Here is a 17,027-nt window from a genome sequence, read left to right as displayed (position 1 = left end):
ATCATCTAAATGTTTGTTATTAAAATTATAAATAGTTTCAGAATTAATTAATATTTAATGAAAGATAAAGACAATGAACGCCCACAGGCTATGAAAATCCGACAAGATATTCAAGAGGTTATGACTTCTTCACTTCCCAGCAAAAAGTTTTGTGAAGAAGAGATTGACTTGGTGGAAATTGATATCGAACTTGATAATTTAGGTTGGAATTTCCAGAACTTCAGAATCTTAAATTTGACCGACATCCATTTGGGACAGTGGATTGACCCCGAATATTTGGAGGAACTTGTGGATTATGTCAACACCCTAAATATAGATTTGATTACATTGACTGGAGATTATGTTTCATATGTCATAGAGGGATATGAACAATCCCTAGAAAGATCTTTCAGCAAACTAAAAGCAAAATACGGCAAATTTGGAGTTTTGGGAAATCATGACCATTGGATGAACCCAGATAAAATCAGAGAAATATTTAAAAACTCAGGAATAGTTGATTTAAGCAATGACGCATTTACACTTGATAAAAATGGAGAATTTCTAAATATATGCGGTGTAGATAGCTGTACAGTATGTGCAGACAATTTGGATAAAGTATTGGCTAAAATGAGAGAGAATACTCCCAGCATTTTACTTGCTCATGAACCTGACTTTGCAGAAGAGTCCTCAAAAACCAGAAAATTCGATTTGCAGATTTCAGGCCATTCACACGGAGGACAGTTCATAATACCCAAATTTGAAACTACACCATTCAGAGGTCCTGATTCAAGAAGATATCCTGTTGGACTTTATAAAGTTCGGAATATGGTCCAATACACAAGCAAAGGTCTTGGAACAAATTCCTTTAGGATACGAATCAATTGCAAACCTGAAATAACAATAATTACATTAAAAACAAATAAAAGACAAAAGATTAAGATAGAATGATAAAAAATAGAATAATCTCATCACTCAGAACAATAATATCCACATTATTACTTGTGATAGCAGATACTGTCGCAATATATGCTGTGGATTATATCAGTGCGGACTTTACAATCGGATACTGGTATAATGCATTCATCATAGTAATTGCATTTGCAATAGCCAATGCATTATTGTGGCCGATATTCAGAAGATATTTCATGAAAATCATCATATTTACTTTTGGAATCGGATCGCTTTTTATCAACTCCATTATCTTTTATATAGCATCATTGTTTGTTCCAGGAGTTGAAACAGGACTTTATGGGATTTTGCAAGTTCCTATTGTGATGGCTATCGCCACAACATTCATTTCAAACATTATCAACACCAGCTACTATGACAGATACATGAAAACAATCCTTGATTATGCCATAAAGCAAAAGGTTCCTTACAAAAAAAGATTTCCTGGAGTAGTAATGCTTGAAATAGACGGCCTTTCAATAAATACATTAAAGAAGGCTATTGAGAAAGGCATTATGCCCAACATTGAAAAATTTATCAAGGAAACACATACATTAAAAGAGTGGGAAACCGATTTATCTTCACAAACCGGTGCCAGTCAAGCCGGAATATTGCATGGAAATAACAGGAATATTGTAGCATATAGATGGGTTGAAAAAGAAAACAATAATAAAATTGTTGTTTCAGGAAAATTGAGTGATGCTCCAGAAATAGAAGAAAAAATAAGCAATGGAGAAGGTTTGCTTAAAAATGGAATCAGCATTGCAAACATGTTTTCTGGAGACAGCAAAATTCCTACATTAACATCCTCAAAATTAAATGGATTATCCAACATCTACAACAAGACATTGAATGCAGTCTTTTTAGATTCATACAATTTCCAAAGACTATTCATTTTATTCATATGGGATATAATTCTTGAGGTGTCATCTCAAATAACCCACTTTTTGAGAAAGATACAGCCCCGCTTAAGAAGAACAATCGTTTATGCAGCAGTCAGAGCTGGGGCTAATGTAGTTTTAAGAGAAGTAACAATCGATGTTTTAACCAGCGAAATATTAACCGGTGATATTGACACTGCATATGCTACATTTATGGGATATGATGAAATTGCACACCATTCCGGAGTACAGGACAATGATGTTTGGGGAGCATTGAAAAGAATCGACATGCAATTTCCAAAAATCATTTCCGCCATTGAAATGAGTGACAGGGACTACAAATTAGTAATCCTATCAGACCATGGCCAATCAAATGGTGCGACATTCAAGCAAAGATATGGAATATCATTGGGCAATTATGTGCGCAGACTACTTCCAGACGATTTGAAACTTTTTAAAACAGCATATAACATTGACCACTTCAGAGATGCAGTAATTCCTGAAAACAAACAAATCAGACAGATTAAAGAAAAGGTGGGTTTAATTCGTGACGATTTATTTGAAGATATGGGCTCTCTGCAAAACATTAAAGAAGATTTTCAAAACAAAAAGCCTGCAATACTTTTTGAAAACAAGCAGTTCCTTGCCTTATATGACAAATACTCAAATAGCTTAGAATACATTACAGGTTATGAAAGCGTAGAGCACAGTACCAAAAAAGCACAAGATTCCGAATTGATTGTTTTAGGATCTGGAAACTTAGGATTAATCTACCTAACACAATGGAAAGAACGCCTAAATTATGAGGAAATTGTAATGCTGTTCCCGGATTTGATTCCTGGACTTGTAAAACATTCCGGCATCGGATTTGTTTTAGTGAATTCCATATCAAACGGGGGAATGGTCATTGGTCAAAATGGAATCTACTACCTGAATACAGATGAAATCGTTGGTGAAAATCCATTAGACGGTTTCGGCAAAAATGCCGCCATGCATTTAAAACGTCAAAATTCATTCGATAACATGCCCGACATTATGGTAAACAGCTTCTATGATTCAGAAAATAATGAAGTGTGCGCATTTGAGGAATTAATAGGATCACATGGTGGTCTTGGTGGAGACCAAACAAAACCGTTCATCCTATATCCTTCCGATTGGCAAGACCCTGGAGAGCTAATTGGAGCTTCTTCAATTTATAACTTCTTAAAAAAAGAAATAGAAGAGTTAGAATCTTGAAAGCCAATAATCGAATATTTCTGAAATTTCTTCATCAAAACCAATTGTCTTATCTTTATTTTGAGGAATTGCATCAGGATAGCTTCTATTTAATCTGATTAGTGTGGTATTCGGATTATCATGAGTCATCTGCTCAAAAGGATACCTTATGATGACAGGAGTATTGAATCCGACACCCAACTCCAAAAAGACGATTTTTCCATCAACTCTTTTTAAATAATTGGAATAGTTATTATACATCTGATGCCACTTTTCATCTTCAACAAAGAAATTGTCTTTTCTCACGTTAATTTCCATATTGCCTCCACATACGGGGCATTTGGGAACTAAATCTGATGGAATCATACAATCTTCTATTTTATCCATTGCATCGAATACCAACTCTTCATTAGAATATAGCTTATTATGACATGCCATTTCACATTGCATCAAACCATAATCCCCTTGAGTTGCGAAAATCCTTTTATCGTCAAATCCATTTATCCAAAATTGGTGTTCCACATTTGTAGTCAGGACAAAATAGTCCTTGTCCTTAACTAACTCAAGCAGTTGTCCATATAACTTTGTTTTTCCAACAGAATATCTATTCACATATACATGACGAATCCAATGAGCCCATTTTTCCTCTTGAGTTGCATATGGGTAAAATGTGGCCGAATACATGTCTTGAACACCATATTTTTCTATAAAATCCTGGAAATTATCTTCAAAACGCTTGCCCGAATACTCAATTCCCGCAGCTGCTGAAAACCCTGCACCTGCACCAATTAAAATATAATCCGCATCATCAATAGCCCTTTTAGCATTATCTAATCTTTTTACAAAATCCATATTAATCAGCAAATAACTCCCTTTTATAAATTGAATAACTTGAATCACTAAACACATCAAAAATTACATGCTTTAAACCTGATTCATTTGCTTTTAAATAATCTTCAACCGTTTTAACTGCAATCTTGCAGGCCAATACCTGTGGAAAATTAAAAACACCAGTTGAAATACTGCAGAATGCAATGGATTCTAAGCCATTTTCATCTGCAATAGCCAAACAAGACTTATAACAGCTAGCTAATTTATCACAATCATCATCGGACGGTTCAGACCCTTGCGGGATTGCAGGGCCAACCGTATGAATAACATATTTAGAAGGAAGATTGTATGCATCAGTGATTTTGGCCTTTCCGACTTCTTCATCACAACCCTGTTCCTTCATCATCCGATTGCATTCATCCCTCAGCTGGACACCGCTGGCCGAATGAATTACATTGTCAATGCAGTTATGTAAAGGGATAAAACATCCAAGTAACTTTGAATTGGCGGCATTCACAATCGCATCCACTTTCAATGTAGTAATGTCCCCCTGCCAAAGCATGATTTTGCCTTTAGCTTCTTCAATCTCATCAACGGAAGTGAGATTTTTGCTTAATGTTTCCTGAGTCAAGAAGTCATCCTGAACTTTTAAAAATTCATCTGACACCTCATGAGGCATCCTAACATTCATCAATGCACGAAACAAATTTCTTTTGTCCGAATAATCATCAGGAACATCAATTATTTCATTTCTCTCTTCAATCAAATAATTAATGAGAAAATCCAGTTGTTCTTCGCCGTTTATTTTAATCCCTCCTTCAAGCATTAATTAATAATAGATTTTAGCATTTAAATGATTTTTGTAACCATAAGGAAACCTTGTAACAAAAAAGTAACTATTAATAATAATCTAATACAATTTAAAAATATGAAGTCTGAAAAAATCATCTGTCCTGTTGATAGAACTCTAAATCTGATTAACAAAAAATGGAGCATTCAAATTATCAGAGACATGTTTTTCGGCAAAAAACATTTTAAGGAATTCTTGGAAGATAAACCAAATTTAAGCAATAAAGTATTGTCAAATTGCTTAAAGGAACTGGAAGAAAACGGTTTGATTGAAAAACATGTGTTGAATACAACCCCCGTAAGTACAGAGTATCATTTGACCGAATATGGAAAATCAATGAACAGGATCGTTTATGAATTGGCCATGTTTACCTTAGAAGATGAAAAGGACAAAGGTTATTCAGATGAAACAAGAGCCGCTTTGAAAAACACATTTAAAGAAACTTTAAAAATTGATGATTAAAATGACTGGTAAGATTTATATTATTGGAATTGGCCCTGGTGCAAGCGAATTTTTGACTAAAAAAGCAATAGACACAGTTAAAGCTAGCGACTACACTGTTGGAAGTACACGTGCAATTGAACTGTTTGATGATGTTCAGAATAAGATTGCATTCAACGTTAAAGAATTGCTTGACAAGCTAGAGGAAGGTGTTGAACTGGCTTGTGATGGAAATGCCGTTTCAATATTATCAACAGGAGATCCGGGATTTTCAGGCGTGTTGAATACTGTTTTGAGAATTTCGGCTGAAAAAGGATTTCCTAAAGAAAGCATTGAAGTGATTCCTGGAATCAGCTCCCTTCAGCTTGCGGCTGCAAGATGCCATATTCAATGGGACAATGCCAATGTAATGACCTTTCATGGAAGGGAAAACATAGAAGACATCCTGCCAGTTATCAACAACGGAAAAACAACAATAGCACTGCCTTCAAGAAAAGTAAAGGACATGGCACAGTTTTTACTTGACAATGGTGTTGACGAGGACCGTAAAGTTGTAGTCTGTGAAAGGCTAAGTTATCCCGATGAAAAAGTTGTGGAGTCAACATTAAAAGAGATTGCTCAAAGTGAATTTACCTATATGTGCATTATGGTAATTTATTAGAACAATTTATCCTTAAAATTCATTTTTAAAGTCATTTACTATTTATTTTTAAAATTAAAGTTTAAATATTCAAGATATCATACTTTAATCGTTGATTTAACTAAAAATTGACATTAAGGTAGATACTATGAATAAAAAGATAAACACCATATGTTTCATTTTCCTATTTCTTTTTTTTATTTGTGCTGTATCTGCAGCAGACAGCGAAAATGGAACAATAAGTATTCAGCAACCTGATCCAAATCAGGACTTATGCAAATTAAGCGTAGAAAATGACAAAGACAAACTTGAATCAGACAATGCAAAAAGTGATAAATTGGAAGCTGCAACGAAAACAGCCGTTGAAAAAAAAGAAGTTGTTTTAAAGGCATCCAATGTTAAAATGTATTATAAGGACGGGAGCAAATTCTCCGTAACTCTAAAAGACAAGGACAAAAAGGCAATAGGCAAAGCAAAAATAACCATCACAGTTAATGGAAAAGACTACGAAAAAATAACAGATAAAAAAGGTTCAGCATCACTTAATATAAAACTAAAAAGTGGAAGCTATACTGTTTTAACCAATTTTAAACAGACAGACAAATACAAATCTAAAAGCATTAAAAACAATGTCATAGTTAAAAGCACAATTAAATGCAGCGACTTTACGAAATATTATAAAAATGCCGCACCATACCATTCTACCTTTTATAACCAGAAGGGAACTCCTTTAAAAAACACCGCCATTAAATTCAAATTAAATAACAAAAATTATGCCGTTAAAACAAATGTAAAAGGTATTGCCAAATTAAACATCAATTTAAAACCAGGAAAATACATCATATCATCAATAAATCAAAAATCTGGAGAGACAATAAATAAAATCATCACCATAAAGTCGCTGATTGAAACAAAAGACCTGAAAATAAATGAAAACAATACTGGGAAATTTAATGTTAAAGTTCTAAACAGCAAGGGAAAAGTTTCCTCAAATGAAAAAGTTACTCTCAAAATCAACGGCAAAACTTACTCAAAAACAACAAACAAGAAGGGAATTGCAACATTGAACGTTAAGTTAGACGCAGGAAGTTACAAAATCACAACCGAATACAACGGCCTCAGGAACACAAATAAAATAATCGTCGACAAATATGTAAAACCAATCGACTACATCCATACAACATTAATTCCAAATTACGTCAATGTCACAACAAATTATGTGTTTCCCAATTCCGTATATTCAATAAAAACTGGAGTGAATGGAATTATAAAAATGCCAAAAAATGAGCTGTTTACAATTCAGATTAAAGATAAAACATATACCTTTTCCACAACACGATTTGATGGAGTAAATTCAACATTGCTTGGATATAAAACTTATTTCGTGCCCTTTGAAGGGAGTGGAATAAAAAGCGACAGCGATAAGGCAAAACTGAAGGGAAATGGAATTTTTATCACTAGAATCAATGGTTACACCCAAATTGATTATCAAAGCAAAACTAAAGACAGCACAGCACTGTTCGGTTTTTATGCGAGTAAGGGATTGGATAAAAGCGAAACATTAACCTATATGGAAAATGACAAAATTACTGCAAAAATAAACTTCCAAACAGTTAATTTTGATGAATTGGGCTTAAGATATAGCTTATCCAAGTTTTACGGCAAAACGATTTATGATTTCAACTATAAAAGTTATGATGAAATTACAAGGCACGATACATCTTCAATACGATTTACCAATACTGGCAATCCCATAACATTCAGCTACTTCGGAAATTCCGTTGTGGGATACATCTCAAAAGAGAATTTGATTACCAAATTTACAGTGAACGGGAAAGAAGAGCTTGAAAAATTAGAAACCATTAGCTATGGACTCGGTAAAAACTATAGAAATGCCATGGGTTTTGAAGTTCTACAGTCTTACAGCATCATTAATGAAAAGATATCCCAAAATATTTTAGAAAATTGGATTTTAAGAAATCCTGATTATTTGAATAGATTTGGAGTTATGAACGTTTATGGAATGCATCTGGCATCACTGGAAACTACCTGGTTAGCCGATGAACTTGCAGACCATTATTCAAAAGAATTTAATGTCAGGTGGAATCGTGAAAATCCGTTAACCATACTTGGAGGAATCAATTTAGAAGACACATACCTAAACATTCTAAATTCTGATATGGGAATGGGAGTTAAAGGAGATAATGAAACAAATGTGATGTTATTTAGACTAATAAACTCCATTAATCTGCCAAATCTTGAAGATTATGCACTTTCAGCTGTTGCAACAAGATACTGGGACAATACAACCAATTCCTTTGACGCTATTTTTTCAACAATAATGTCTGGAAAATTCAGCATTGTAGAATTAGGAGAAATGGTCTATTTGCTTGCAGAAGACAGGACCAATTGTGCAATTGCTATTAATCAAACAAGTGGAGTTGCAAACATGATAATGTCACATAATTCTACAGTTTATAAAGGATCATCGATTTCCACGACCAAAGATTGCTGCGGTGTTGGAATTCTTCCAAAAGACATTATTGCAGGAATAAAAAATGCAATGAAGCTATTTTCGCCGGGTATTTATATCCTATCCAATAAATTAGAAAAAATTCATCCCTTTTCAATTCTAGCATACCAAAGCATAAAATTTGGATTAGGATACCTTTTAAAAGGTGCTACAGCATCAGCTATGCAATTATTCACTATAATGACAGTTGTGCAAACAATCGGAGCAACCTATAAAGATAAAATGGCAGATGAAAAAGATTGGCATAAAATAATAGACACGGCAACATTTACAAGGCCTGGATATTTACAAGGAAAAAAAATCTACAATATTCCAAACAAAAAAGGAGGTTATGATTATATTGAAGTTAAAATCAAAAATGATTTAACATTAGATAGAACATCTGCAATCTATATTAGTGATGGAAAAACAAAGAAATTAAAAGAGACTGAAACTTACCAGTATTTCTGCGAAGATTATTGGACACCTATCAGTATGCCGACAAAATATTGGGATAAAAGTTGGAAAGGTGGTTAAAATTAAAAGTGAAGATTTGAAGATCATGATTCCAGTTGTTGCTGTGTTTGTAATAATGTTGGCTGTGACAATAATTTATCCAGAATATGAGGACATTTGGAATTTATTGTTCTGGATAGGCATTTTATATATGAGCATCAAGACATTATCCGATTCAAACGCTAAAAACAAATCTCTAAAGGAAATATTAAATGAAATCCACATTTCAGTTAAAGCAACATTCACATTGGCCATAATTATTGGATTATTAGAAGTATTTTTTGGAAATCGTCTTCTAATCTCAACAGCTTTAATGGTTTTGGCGATAATATTTGATATAATTTTCAGTGAAAAAAAAGATAGTTAAAAGTTAAAATGAATGCATTTTAACTTATTTTTAATTTTTTATAATTGTATTGCTTCTTGGACAACTTCATCGTTGTCTTCTTCATCATATAAGATGTGAGCTAATTTCAATAGCTTTTCTTGCCCTTTAACTTCATCTTTAAATAAAGGAACTTCAGCAATGTGTTGATCTGGGAATTTCTGGTCAATCAATGCCAAACGTTTTTGCTGTAATTTATGTCTTGAGTGGCAGAAATCACAATCGCAGATATCAGGCATTACTTGATTTACAATAACGCTGTCAACAGTAATATTATATTTGCCAAGAGCTTCTAGCGCCCTTTCAGATTCATAAATTGACATTTCTTCAGGAATTACAACCATTTTGAATGTTGTTCTATCCGGATCGGACAATACTTCTTTTGCTTTGTCAATTTGTTCTTTGGTTCTTTTTAAATCTTCAGAAGTTTGAGGGTCATCTACTGCATCCATAAATGGCATGATTTTCTTTAAGGCATTAGTTGCAGTGCCTAACTTTGCTTTAAGCATCATCATTTTACCTACCCAGGAGTCCATTACTTCCGGGAAGGATAATAACCTTAAAGTGTGTCCAGTTGGAGCGGTATCGAATACGACAACATCAAATTCATCAGAGTTCATTACTCCCATGAACATTTCAAATGCTGCTGCTTCATCTGCACCAGGAGAAGAAGATGCCATATCCAATTGGTCAGATAGGAAATCCATGCCAAAAAGACCTCCTGCATCATCAGGATTTGCCGCCTTTTGGGCTTCCAATTGTGCTTGCTTTTGTGCCATTGCCTCATCAGGGTCTATTTCAACTGCGAATAAATTGGTTTTGATTTCACGAGGATAACTTCCAATAGGAACTTCTAATGAATCAGCTAGTGAATGTGCAGGGTCAGTTGATACGATTAAAGTTTTTTTACCTTGTTCAGCCAACCACAATGCAGTAGCAGAAGATATGGAAGTTTTTCCAACTCCACCTTTACCCCCCACAAAAATGAATGTAGTTTTATCTTTATTAAATCTGAAATAATCTTTAAATGCCAAGTATTTTACCTCCTTTAATAAACTTACTTTTAGTAACTAAATGTTATTTAATTCATTATACTATATAAAGTTAGTCATTATCCAACGTTTATTCTCCCATGATTTTTTTAAATATTGAACTCAAAAGAGTAACTATTAATTAATCGATTATGAGAAATTATTTTTCAGATTTTGACATGTTTTTTACAAAAATTAAATTTAATGTAAAAAATATATTATCTCATATAAAGATAACAGGTTTAAAAAATGGAAACATTAATAAAAGTTAACAGTGTTTCAAAAGAATATAAAATGGGAAATCAAACAGTTAAAGCGGCAAACAATCTTAATTTTACAATCAATAAAGGAGAACTTGTAGTGATTCTTGGACCATCCGGAAGTGGTAAATCAACACTACTTAATCTTTTAGGAGGTCTTGACAAGCCTACAAGCGGTGAAATAATTATTGATGATGAAAACATCAGTGCTTTATCAGATAAAGAACTTACACGTTACCGTGCTAAGGAGATAGGTTTCATCTTTCAGTTTTATAACCTAATCCCAAATCTAACAGCATGTGAAAATATTGAGATTCTAAATGATATTGTTGATAAAAATATAAATGGAAAAGATATTTTAAGTCAAGTAGGATTGTCACAGCATGTTAATAAATTTCCATCAGAACTATCAGGAGGAGAGCAACAAAGAGTATCAATTGCACGTGCAATAGCCAAAAAACCAAAAATGCTTTTGTGTGATGAGCCTACAGGTGCATTGGATTCCCATACTGGAAAAATCATTATTGAACTGCTGGTTAACCTATGTGAAAGTGAAAATACAACAGTGATTATAGTAACACACAATAATGAATTTGCAAAAGTTGCAAACAATCTCAAAAATATTGATATGGTCGAAGCCCTTAAAAAAGAAAGGGAATGACCATTAATTTATTTTTTAAAAATTAATGTTCTTTCCAGAAGATATGAATGATTATTAAACATCCTTCTTTAAAAAGGAGAGGGGGAAATATCAACTCTTAGATGAAAGAATTGAGATTGAAAAGAAATATTGAACTTGAAATCTTAATTTTTAAAGGAAAAAATATTGAAATATCCTTTCAATCATTTTCCTTACTTTTTTTAAGTATCCCATTTTGAGATATGCCATTTTCCATCAGTTTTCTGAAAGCTTGCAACATTATTTGATATCATTTTACGGTCATTACCATAAAATTTAATAGTTAATCTGACAGTGGCTATTAAAGAAGCGGTATCTTCATCATCGAACAATATTGTAGGATCAAGTATTTCAGAATCTGTGAAAACTAAAATTTCCTCAGTGACTTGAGATAAGAACTCCTTTTTAGATTGGGCTTTTCCAATCAGATTAGTGAACTCAACCCCATCCAGAACGATTTCGTTTAATCTATCAGAATCATTATCAATCAATGCTTGTTGAAACTCAATGAAACAATCAACAACCTCTTGGTCAACTTCAGAAAATGATTTATCACAAATAAGTTTTACATCTGACATAATATAATATATAAATTAATAAGTACATATTATTTTATGTATAAATGATAACGTTGGTGAAAACATTAGTGAAATTCCAAAAATAAACCTAGAAAAAACAAAAACAGACATTATTGAATTCATCAAAGATAAAGTCGATGAGTCTAAAACAAATGGAGTTGTTGTTGGCCTAAGCGGTGGGATTGACTCAACTTTAGTTGCCTATCTTGCCTGTGAAGCATTGGGCAAGGACAAGGTTTTTGGAATAGCCATGCCATCTACTACCACACCAAACGAAGATAAAATTCATGGAATTGAAATAGCCAAATATCTAGATATTGAACATAAAGAAATAGGTATTGACGGCATTTTAAATGAATTTTTGGATGTTACACAGCTTGAAGAGAATAATTTGGCAATAGGAAACCTTAAAGCTAGAATCAGAATGTCCATCATTTATTATTATGCAAACGCTAAAAATTACCTCGTTATCGGAACAGGTAATAAAAGCGAAATTCTAATTGGTTACTTTACCAAACATGGCGACGGCGCATGTGATATGGAACCTATTGGAGACTTATATAAAACTGAAGTTTATGAATTGAGTAAATTAATGAATGTCAAACAGGAAATCATTGAAAAACCTCCTCGTGCAGGTTTATGGAACAATCAAACCGATGAAGCAGAAATCGGAATGAGTTATTATTTGCTTGATCAAATTCTTTATCTTTACACAGAAAAAGACATTAAAAATACTGAAATAGCTGAAAAATTAGATATTTCAGTCGATGATGTTGATATGATTATTAATAAAATTATTAGGAGCGAACACAAAAGTAAAGTTCCAGAAAGCCCTAAAAAAACAATTTTATAATGGTGATTTAGTGAGCGAAAATATTGAAAAGAAATGGCAGAAAAAATGGGCAGATGCAAAATTGTTTGAATCAAACCCAGATGAACGAGAAAAGTTATACATTACCGTTGCTTTTCCATACCCTAGTGGAGCAATGCATATTGGTCACGGCCGTACATATACAGTACCTGATGTTTATGCAAGATTCAAAAGAATGGAAGGTTATAACGTGTTATTCCCAATGGCATGGCACGTAACTGGTGCTCCGGTTATTGGAATTGCAGACAGGATTAAAAGAAAAGACCCATGGACACTTGACTTATACCACAGAGTGCATGGAGTTCCTAAAGAAACATTACCAAAATTAGAAGAACCTGAATTCATTGTTAAATACTTCTCAACCGAATATCATGAAGTAATGGAAGAAATGGGTTATTCTATCGATTGGAGAAGAGAATTTAGGACAATTGACCCAACTTACAGGAAATTCATTGAATGGCAAATCACAACTTTGCATGAAAAAGGATTAGTTCAAAAAGGGGAACACCCTGTAAAATACTGTCCAAACTGTGACAACCCTGTTGGAGACCATGATTTGCTTGAAGGTGAAGGAGTAGGCGTTAATGAATTAACCCTTTTGAAATTCCCAATTGATGATAAGATTCTTGTAACTGCAACATTAAGACCTGAAACTATCGTTGGTGCAACCAACATTTGGTTAAACCCAGATGTAGAATATGTTTTAGTTGATGCTAATGGAGAAAAATGGGTCATTACAAAAGAAGCTCACTATAATTTAAAAAATCAAATTAAAGATTTGGATATAATCGAAGAAATTGACCCTAATGATTTAATTGGTAAAATGGCTAAAAACCCATTTACTGGCGATGATTTGCCAATTTTCCCAGCAAGCTTTGTAAGCGCATCATACGGAAGTGGGGTTGTATTTTCAGAACCTGCTGACGCACCGGCAGACTACATCGCTCTTCAAGATTTAAAAAATAATGATGAACTAATAGCCAAATACAATTTAGAAGGCATCATTGAAAATGTTCATCCGATTCCAGTCTGTACCCTTAAAGGATATGGGGAAATTCCAGCGGCAGACATTATTGAAAGGCTTGGAATTACAGACCAAAACGATGAAAAACTACATGAAGCTACCAATGAATTATACAAACAGCAACACAGCAAAGGTACCATCATAGAATCAATTCCTGATTTTGGAGGAATGAAAGTTCGCTTTGCTCGTGAAGAACTGAAAGAAAAGCTAATCAATGAAAATATGGCAACAATCATGTATGATTTTGCTGAAAGACCTGTTGTATGCAGATGCGGTAACAATTGTGTCGTTAAAATCATGGATGACCAATGGTTCATGAAATATGGTGATGAGGAATGGACTGAAAAAACATTGAAAGTCCTTGAAGGCGAAACCATTATTCCAAATGAACTAAAAAACAACTTTGATTATTACATCAACTGGTTAGATGATTGGGCATGTTCCAGAAAAGTAGGACTTGGAACAAGGCTTCCTTGGGACAACCAATGGTTAATCGAGCCTTTAACAGATTCCACAATCTACATGTCCTATTATGCAATTGCAAAATACCTAAAAGACATGGATCCTGATGATTTAAACCTTGCATTCTTTGATAAAGTGTTACTTAACAAGGATTCCGGTGAAATTACCGTGCCTGAAGAAAAAGTGAAAGAAATCCAAGACGAGTTCAACTACTGGTATCCTCTTGATTGGAGATTATCTGCAAAAGACCTTGTAGGTAACCATTTAAGCTTCCTGATGTTTGCCCACAGTGCAATATATCCTGAAGAAAAATGGCCAAAAGGAACTGTAGTATTTGGAATGGGTCTTTTGGAAGGAAATAAAATGTCCTCCTCCAAAGGTAATGTAATCCTCTTAAAGGATGCTATTAAGGATTATACTGCTGATGTAGTAAGGCTCTTCTTGATGGCTTCAGCTGAACCATGGCAAGACTTCGATTGGAGAGAAAAAGAAGTTCTCGGAACTAAAAGAAGACTTGAATGGTTTAGAGAATTTGCAGCCAGAATTGAAGAAATAAAAGGATCTCCGTTAGATTTAAGCAATATCGAAGAGGTTGAATTGACCCGTACAATCGATTTGTGGATGATCAGCCAGCTTAATGAACATGTCAAAAAATCAACAGAAGCTTTAGAAGTCTTCCAAACAAGACAAGCTTTACAAAACTCATTATTCTTGCTTAAGAAAGATGTTGACCACTACTTATATCGTGTGAAACATATTATTGATGATAAAGACCCTGCAGTCATTTATGTCTTGTCAACTGTCTTAGAAACCTGGATTAGGCTTTTAGCACCATTTACACCACATACTTCAGAAGAATTATGGTCAACTTATGGTGGAGAAGGCTTTGTAAGTGAAGCAGCATGGCCGGAATATGATGAAGAACTTGTAAGTCCCGAAATCGAAAAGTCCGAAGAGCTTGTAGAAAATATCATTAAGGATATTGCACACATCAAGCAGATGGTTGGAGACGACGTTGAGAAAGTTCACATTTACCTTGCTCCTGACTGGAAATGGGAATTGTACAAAATAGCTGATGAAGTTGGAAAACCAGACATCGGCCAAATTATGGGCAGAGCTATCGGAGCCAATATCTACGATGATAAAAAAGAAATAGCTATGGTAGCTAAAAAAATCGGTAAGGAAATTACAAAAACAAGATACATTGGTAAAATCAACGAAGAGGAGATTTTAACTGATGCTTTAGACTACATAAAAGAAGAATGTGGCAATGAAGTGATTATTCATACCGATGATTCATACGACCCACAAAACAAGGCTAAAAATGCAATGCCTTACAAACCTGCATTATTCATGGAATAATTTAATTATTCCAACTCTTTTTCTTTTTTACTGACTGAATGTTTATATTCTCTGTATATATTACCAATCCCACGATATTCAACCGTGAACGCCAACATATCAGTTATTACACCAATTATAATACCAAAAATGCCATAATGAGCAAAATATCCATTTATAAGAACCAAAATAACGACAGCAGCTACAATTTTTGTATAATCAGCAGCATATTCCTTCCATCCAATCACACCAATTATATCTTTAATTCTAGGAAAATCAAATGCGTCTTTGAGTTTTCCACCATCTGCCAATAGGGCTAAAGCAATTTCCATGAAAAATATTGTACCATAAACAATCAGAAGACCCAATATGATAAATAATATGAAACTGACTGGATCATGCTCAAAAAACAATGATATTGTTTCATGAAGATTTATAATCATCTCTTCCAAATCAAATTCCGGAAAATGGAACAATAAAGAAATCAAACCCAAAGCAGAAGCCTGGATAGTTAAGTAAAAAGTATATACGACAATGCCTTTAAGGCCAAAATTAACTAATTCATTGAGTTTTATTTTAGGTAGGCTTGTACCTCCATTGATTACGTCCCGAGTAACTTTTAGTCCATAGCCCAATACCACCAAAAGAACTATCAGCGAGGTAGACTTCATGAGTCCGCCAACCTCATTCAACAAGCATTCAAATAAGAAAAATTGAGCCAGTACGTAAAGACAAAACAATTTATTTCCGGTACAATATCTGACTGAACCCTTTAACATTGCATTTGGCATTTCTACACCTTAAAGACATTTATTAACCCAATTTTTAAAAATTAAAGTATAAAAAATAGTTATAATTTTCTTGCAAATACCAAATATCCGCTATGACCAACCATGCGTGTCTTTGGCCTTACCCCCTGCGGCCTGACTTCCAAACCCCTTTCTAAAGTTTCAAATATCTCAATATCATAAAAGCCAAGTTTTTTTGCAATTCGATAAGCTGTTTCTGCCTGATCGATATATGGCGCATAGACTGCCAGCCATCCTCCAACATTTAACGCATCCCAAACTTCTTCAAATATCTCAAAAGGCTTTGGCAAGTCCAAAAAGACCAAATCAATATTATCTTCATCAATTCCATCCTTGATGTTCTGGTTTTTAACATGAATATTGGTTATCCCGAATCTGTCAATGTTTTTCTTTGCAACTTCAGCGAAGTCTTCACGAATCTCATAGGTAAACACTTCACCGTCAGGACCTACAACATTCCCGAAATTAAGAGCAATAGCTCCGGCACCGGTTCCCGCATCGACCACTCTTGAGCCTGCGCCCAAACCCGTATGAGCCAGAACCTGTCCGATGTCCTTTTGAATGAGAATAGAACATCTCCTCTCCATTATATCAATGAAGTCATTAATATTAGGTTTCATGATTTTAAATGTGTGGTCAAGGTGGCTTTTAACTTCGTCACCCACTTCAGCATTATCTAAAACCTCCGCTTTTATAATTCCCAAATCGCTTTGAAATTCTTCACCCGGTTTTATAACATATTTCTTTCCACGTTCATCTAAAATCATCTTCATA

15 protein-coding genes are annotated in these 17,027 nt (G+C 34.0%); 9 read left to right on the top strand and 6 right to left on the bottom strand.

The window, feature by feature from the left end; translation table 11 throughout:
- Positions 1–57: 57 nt before the first annotated feature.
- Together QZU81_RS02360 and QZU81_RS02355 are read left to right on the top strand one after the other, a co-directional pair.
- Complete coding sequence (locus tag QZU81_RS02360; RefSeq protein ID WP_295589234.1) at positions 58–927, top strand: metallophosphoesterase; 870 nt, start codon at positions 58–60, stop codon at positions 925–927.
- Positions 924–3,044, top strand: coding sequence for a phage holin family protein (locus tag QZU81_RS02355; RefSeq protein ID WP_295589232.1), 2,121 nt, complete (start codon positions 924–926; stop codon positions 3,042–3,044). The genes QZU81_RS02360 and QZU81_RS02355 overlap by 4 nt, the downstream gene beginning before the upstream one ends.
- On the opposite strand, the gene QZU81_RS02350 is transcribed toward QZU81_RS02355, so the two are convergent.
- Positions 3,033–3,875 (bottom strand): hypothetical protein, encoded by an 843-nt coding sequence (locus QZU81_RS02350; protein WP_295589230.1) that lies wholly within the window; start codon positions 3,873–3,875, stop codon positions 3,033–3,035. The two genes, QZU81_RS02355 and QZU81_RS02350, sit on opposite strands and share 12 nt — an antisense overlap.
- A 1-nt stretch (position 3,876) precedes the next feature.
- On the bottom strand, positions 3,877–4,680 hold the full coding sequence (locus QZU81_RS02345) for a protein-ADP-ribose hydrolase (protein ID WP_292828645.1): 804 nt from the start codon (positions 4,678–4,680) through the stop codon (positions 3,877–3,879).
- Positions 4,681–4,782: 102 nt separating this feature from the next.
- Between QZU81_RS02345 and QZU81_RS02340 the strand changes: the two genes are divergently transcribed.
- The 4 genes from QZU81_RS02340 to QZU81_RS02325 all read left to right on the top strand — a co-directional run bounded on the left by QZU81_RS02340 (position 4,783) and on the right by QZU81_RS02325 (position 9,180).
- Complete coding sequence (locus QZU81_RS02340; protein ID WP_295589229.1) at positions 4,783–5,166, top strand: helix-turn-helix domain-containing protein; 384 nt, start codon at positions 4,783–4,785, stop codon at positions 5,164–5,166.
- A gap of 1 nt (position 5,167) precedes the next feature.
- Positions 5,168–5,806, top strand: coding sequence for a cobalt-precorrin-7 (C(5))-methyltransferase (locus tag QZU81_RS02335; RefSeq protein WP_295589228.1), 639 nt, complete (start codon positions 5,168–5,170; stop codon positions 5,804–5,806).
- 127 nt (positions 5,807–5,933) lie between these two features.
- Positions 5,934–8,834: a hypothetical protein gene (locus QZU81_RS02330; RefSeq protein ID WP_295589226.1), complete on the top strand. Its 2,901-nt coding sequence runs from the start codon at positions 5,934–5,936 to the stop codon at positions 8,832–8,834.
- Positions 8,827–9,180: a hypothetical protein gene (locus tag QZU81_RS02325; RefSeq protein ID WP_295589225.1), complete on the top strand. Its 354-nt coding sequence runs from the start codon at positions 8,827–8,829 to the stop codon at positions 9,178–9,180. Before QZU81_RS02330 ends, QZU81_RS02325 begins: the two co-directional genes overlap by 8 nt.
- Positions 9,181–9,218: 38 nt before the next feature.
- Here QZU81_RS02325 and QZU81_RS02320 read toward each other — a convergent pair whose 3' ends face one another.
- Complete coding sequence (locus tag QZU81_RS02320; RefSeq protein ID WP_292828660.1) at positions 9,219–10,232, bottom strand: ArsA family ATPase; 1,014 nt, start codon at positions 10,230–10,232, stop codon at positions 9,219–9,221.
- Positions 10,233–10,478: 246 nt separating this feature from the next.
- Here QZU81_RS02320 and QZU81_RS02315 point away from each other — a divergent pair, with 246 nt between their 5' ends.
- Entirely contained in the window at positions 10,479–11,150 is a 672-nt protein-coding gene (locus tag QZU81_RS02315; RefSeq protein ID WP_295589224.1) for an ABC transporter ATP-binding protein, read from the top strand.
- 200 nt (positions 11,151–11,350) lie between these two features.
- Here QZU81_RS02315 and QZU81_RS02310 read toward each other — a convergent pair whose 3' ends face one another.
- Positions 11,351–11,746: a nuclear transport factor 2 family protein gene (locus QZU81_RS02310; protein ID WP_292828666.1), complete on the bottom strand. Its 396-nt coding sequence runs from the start codon at positions 11,744–11,746 to the stop codon at positions 11,351–11,353.
- Between the two features lie 64 nt (positions 11,747–11,810).
- On the opposite strand from QZU81_RS02310, the gene QZU81_RS02305 reads away from it, so the two are divergent.
- Both QZU81_RS02305 and leuS read left to right on the top strand, forming a co-directional pair.
- Entirely contained in the window at positions 11,811–12,599 is a 789-nt protein-coding gene (locus QZU81_RS02305) for an NAD+ synthase (protein ID WP_295589272.1), read from the top strand.
- Between the two features lie 10 nt (positions 12,600–12,609).
- Positions 12,610–15,465, top strand: a complete 2,856-nt coding sequence (gene leuS, locus QZU81_RS02300; RefSeq protein ID WP_295589222.1) for a leucine--tRNA ligase — start codon at positions 12,610–12,612, stop codon at positions 15,463–15,465.
- A 5-nt stretch (positions 15,466–15,470) separates the two neighbouring features.
- Here leuS and QZU81_RS02295 read toward each other — a convergent pair whose 3' ends face one another.
- Entirely contained in the window at positions 15,471–16,235 is a 765-nt protein-coding gene (locus QZU81_RS02295; RefSeq protein ID WP_295589221.1) for a DUF4013 domain-containing protein, read from the bottom strand.
- A 59-nt stretch (positions 16,236–16,294) separates the two neighbouring features.
- Positions 16,295–17,026 (bottom strand): tRNA (adenine-N1)-methyltransferase, encoded by a 732-nt coding sequence (locus QZU81_RS02290; RefSeq protein WP_292852281.1) that lies wholly within the window; start codon positions 17,024–17,026, stop codon positions 16,295–16,297.
- Position 17,027: the final 1 nt, after the last annotated feature.

The sequence above is a fragment of the uncultured Methanobrevibacter sp. genome, assembly GCF_902770715.1.
Classification (GTDB): domain Archaea; phylum Methanobacteriota; class Methanobacteria; order Methanobacteriales; family Methanobacteriaceae; genus Methanocatella.
This window is presented reverse-complemented; position numbering and strand designations above follow the sequence as displayed.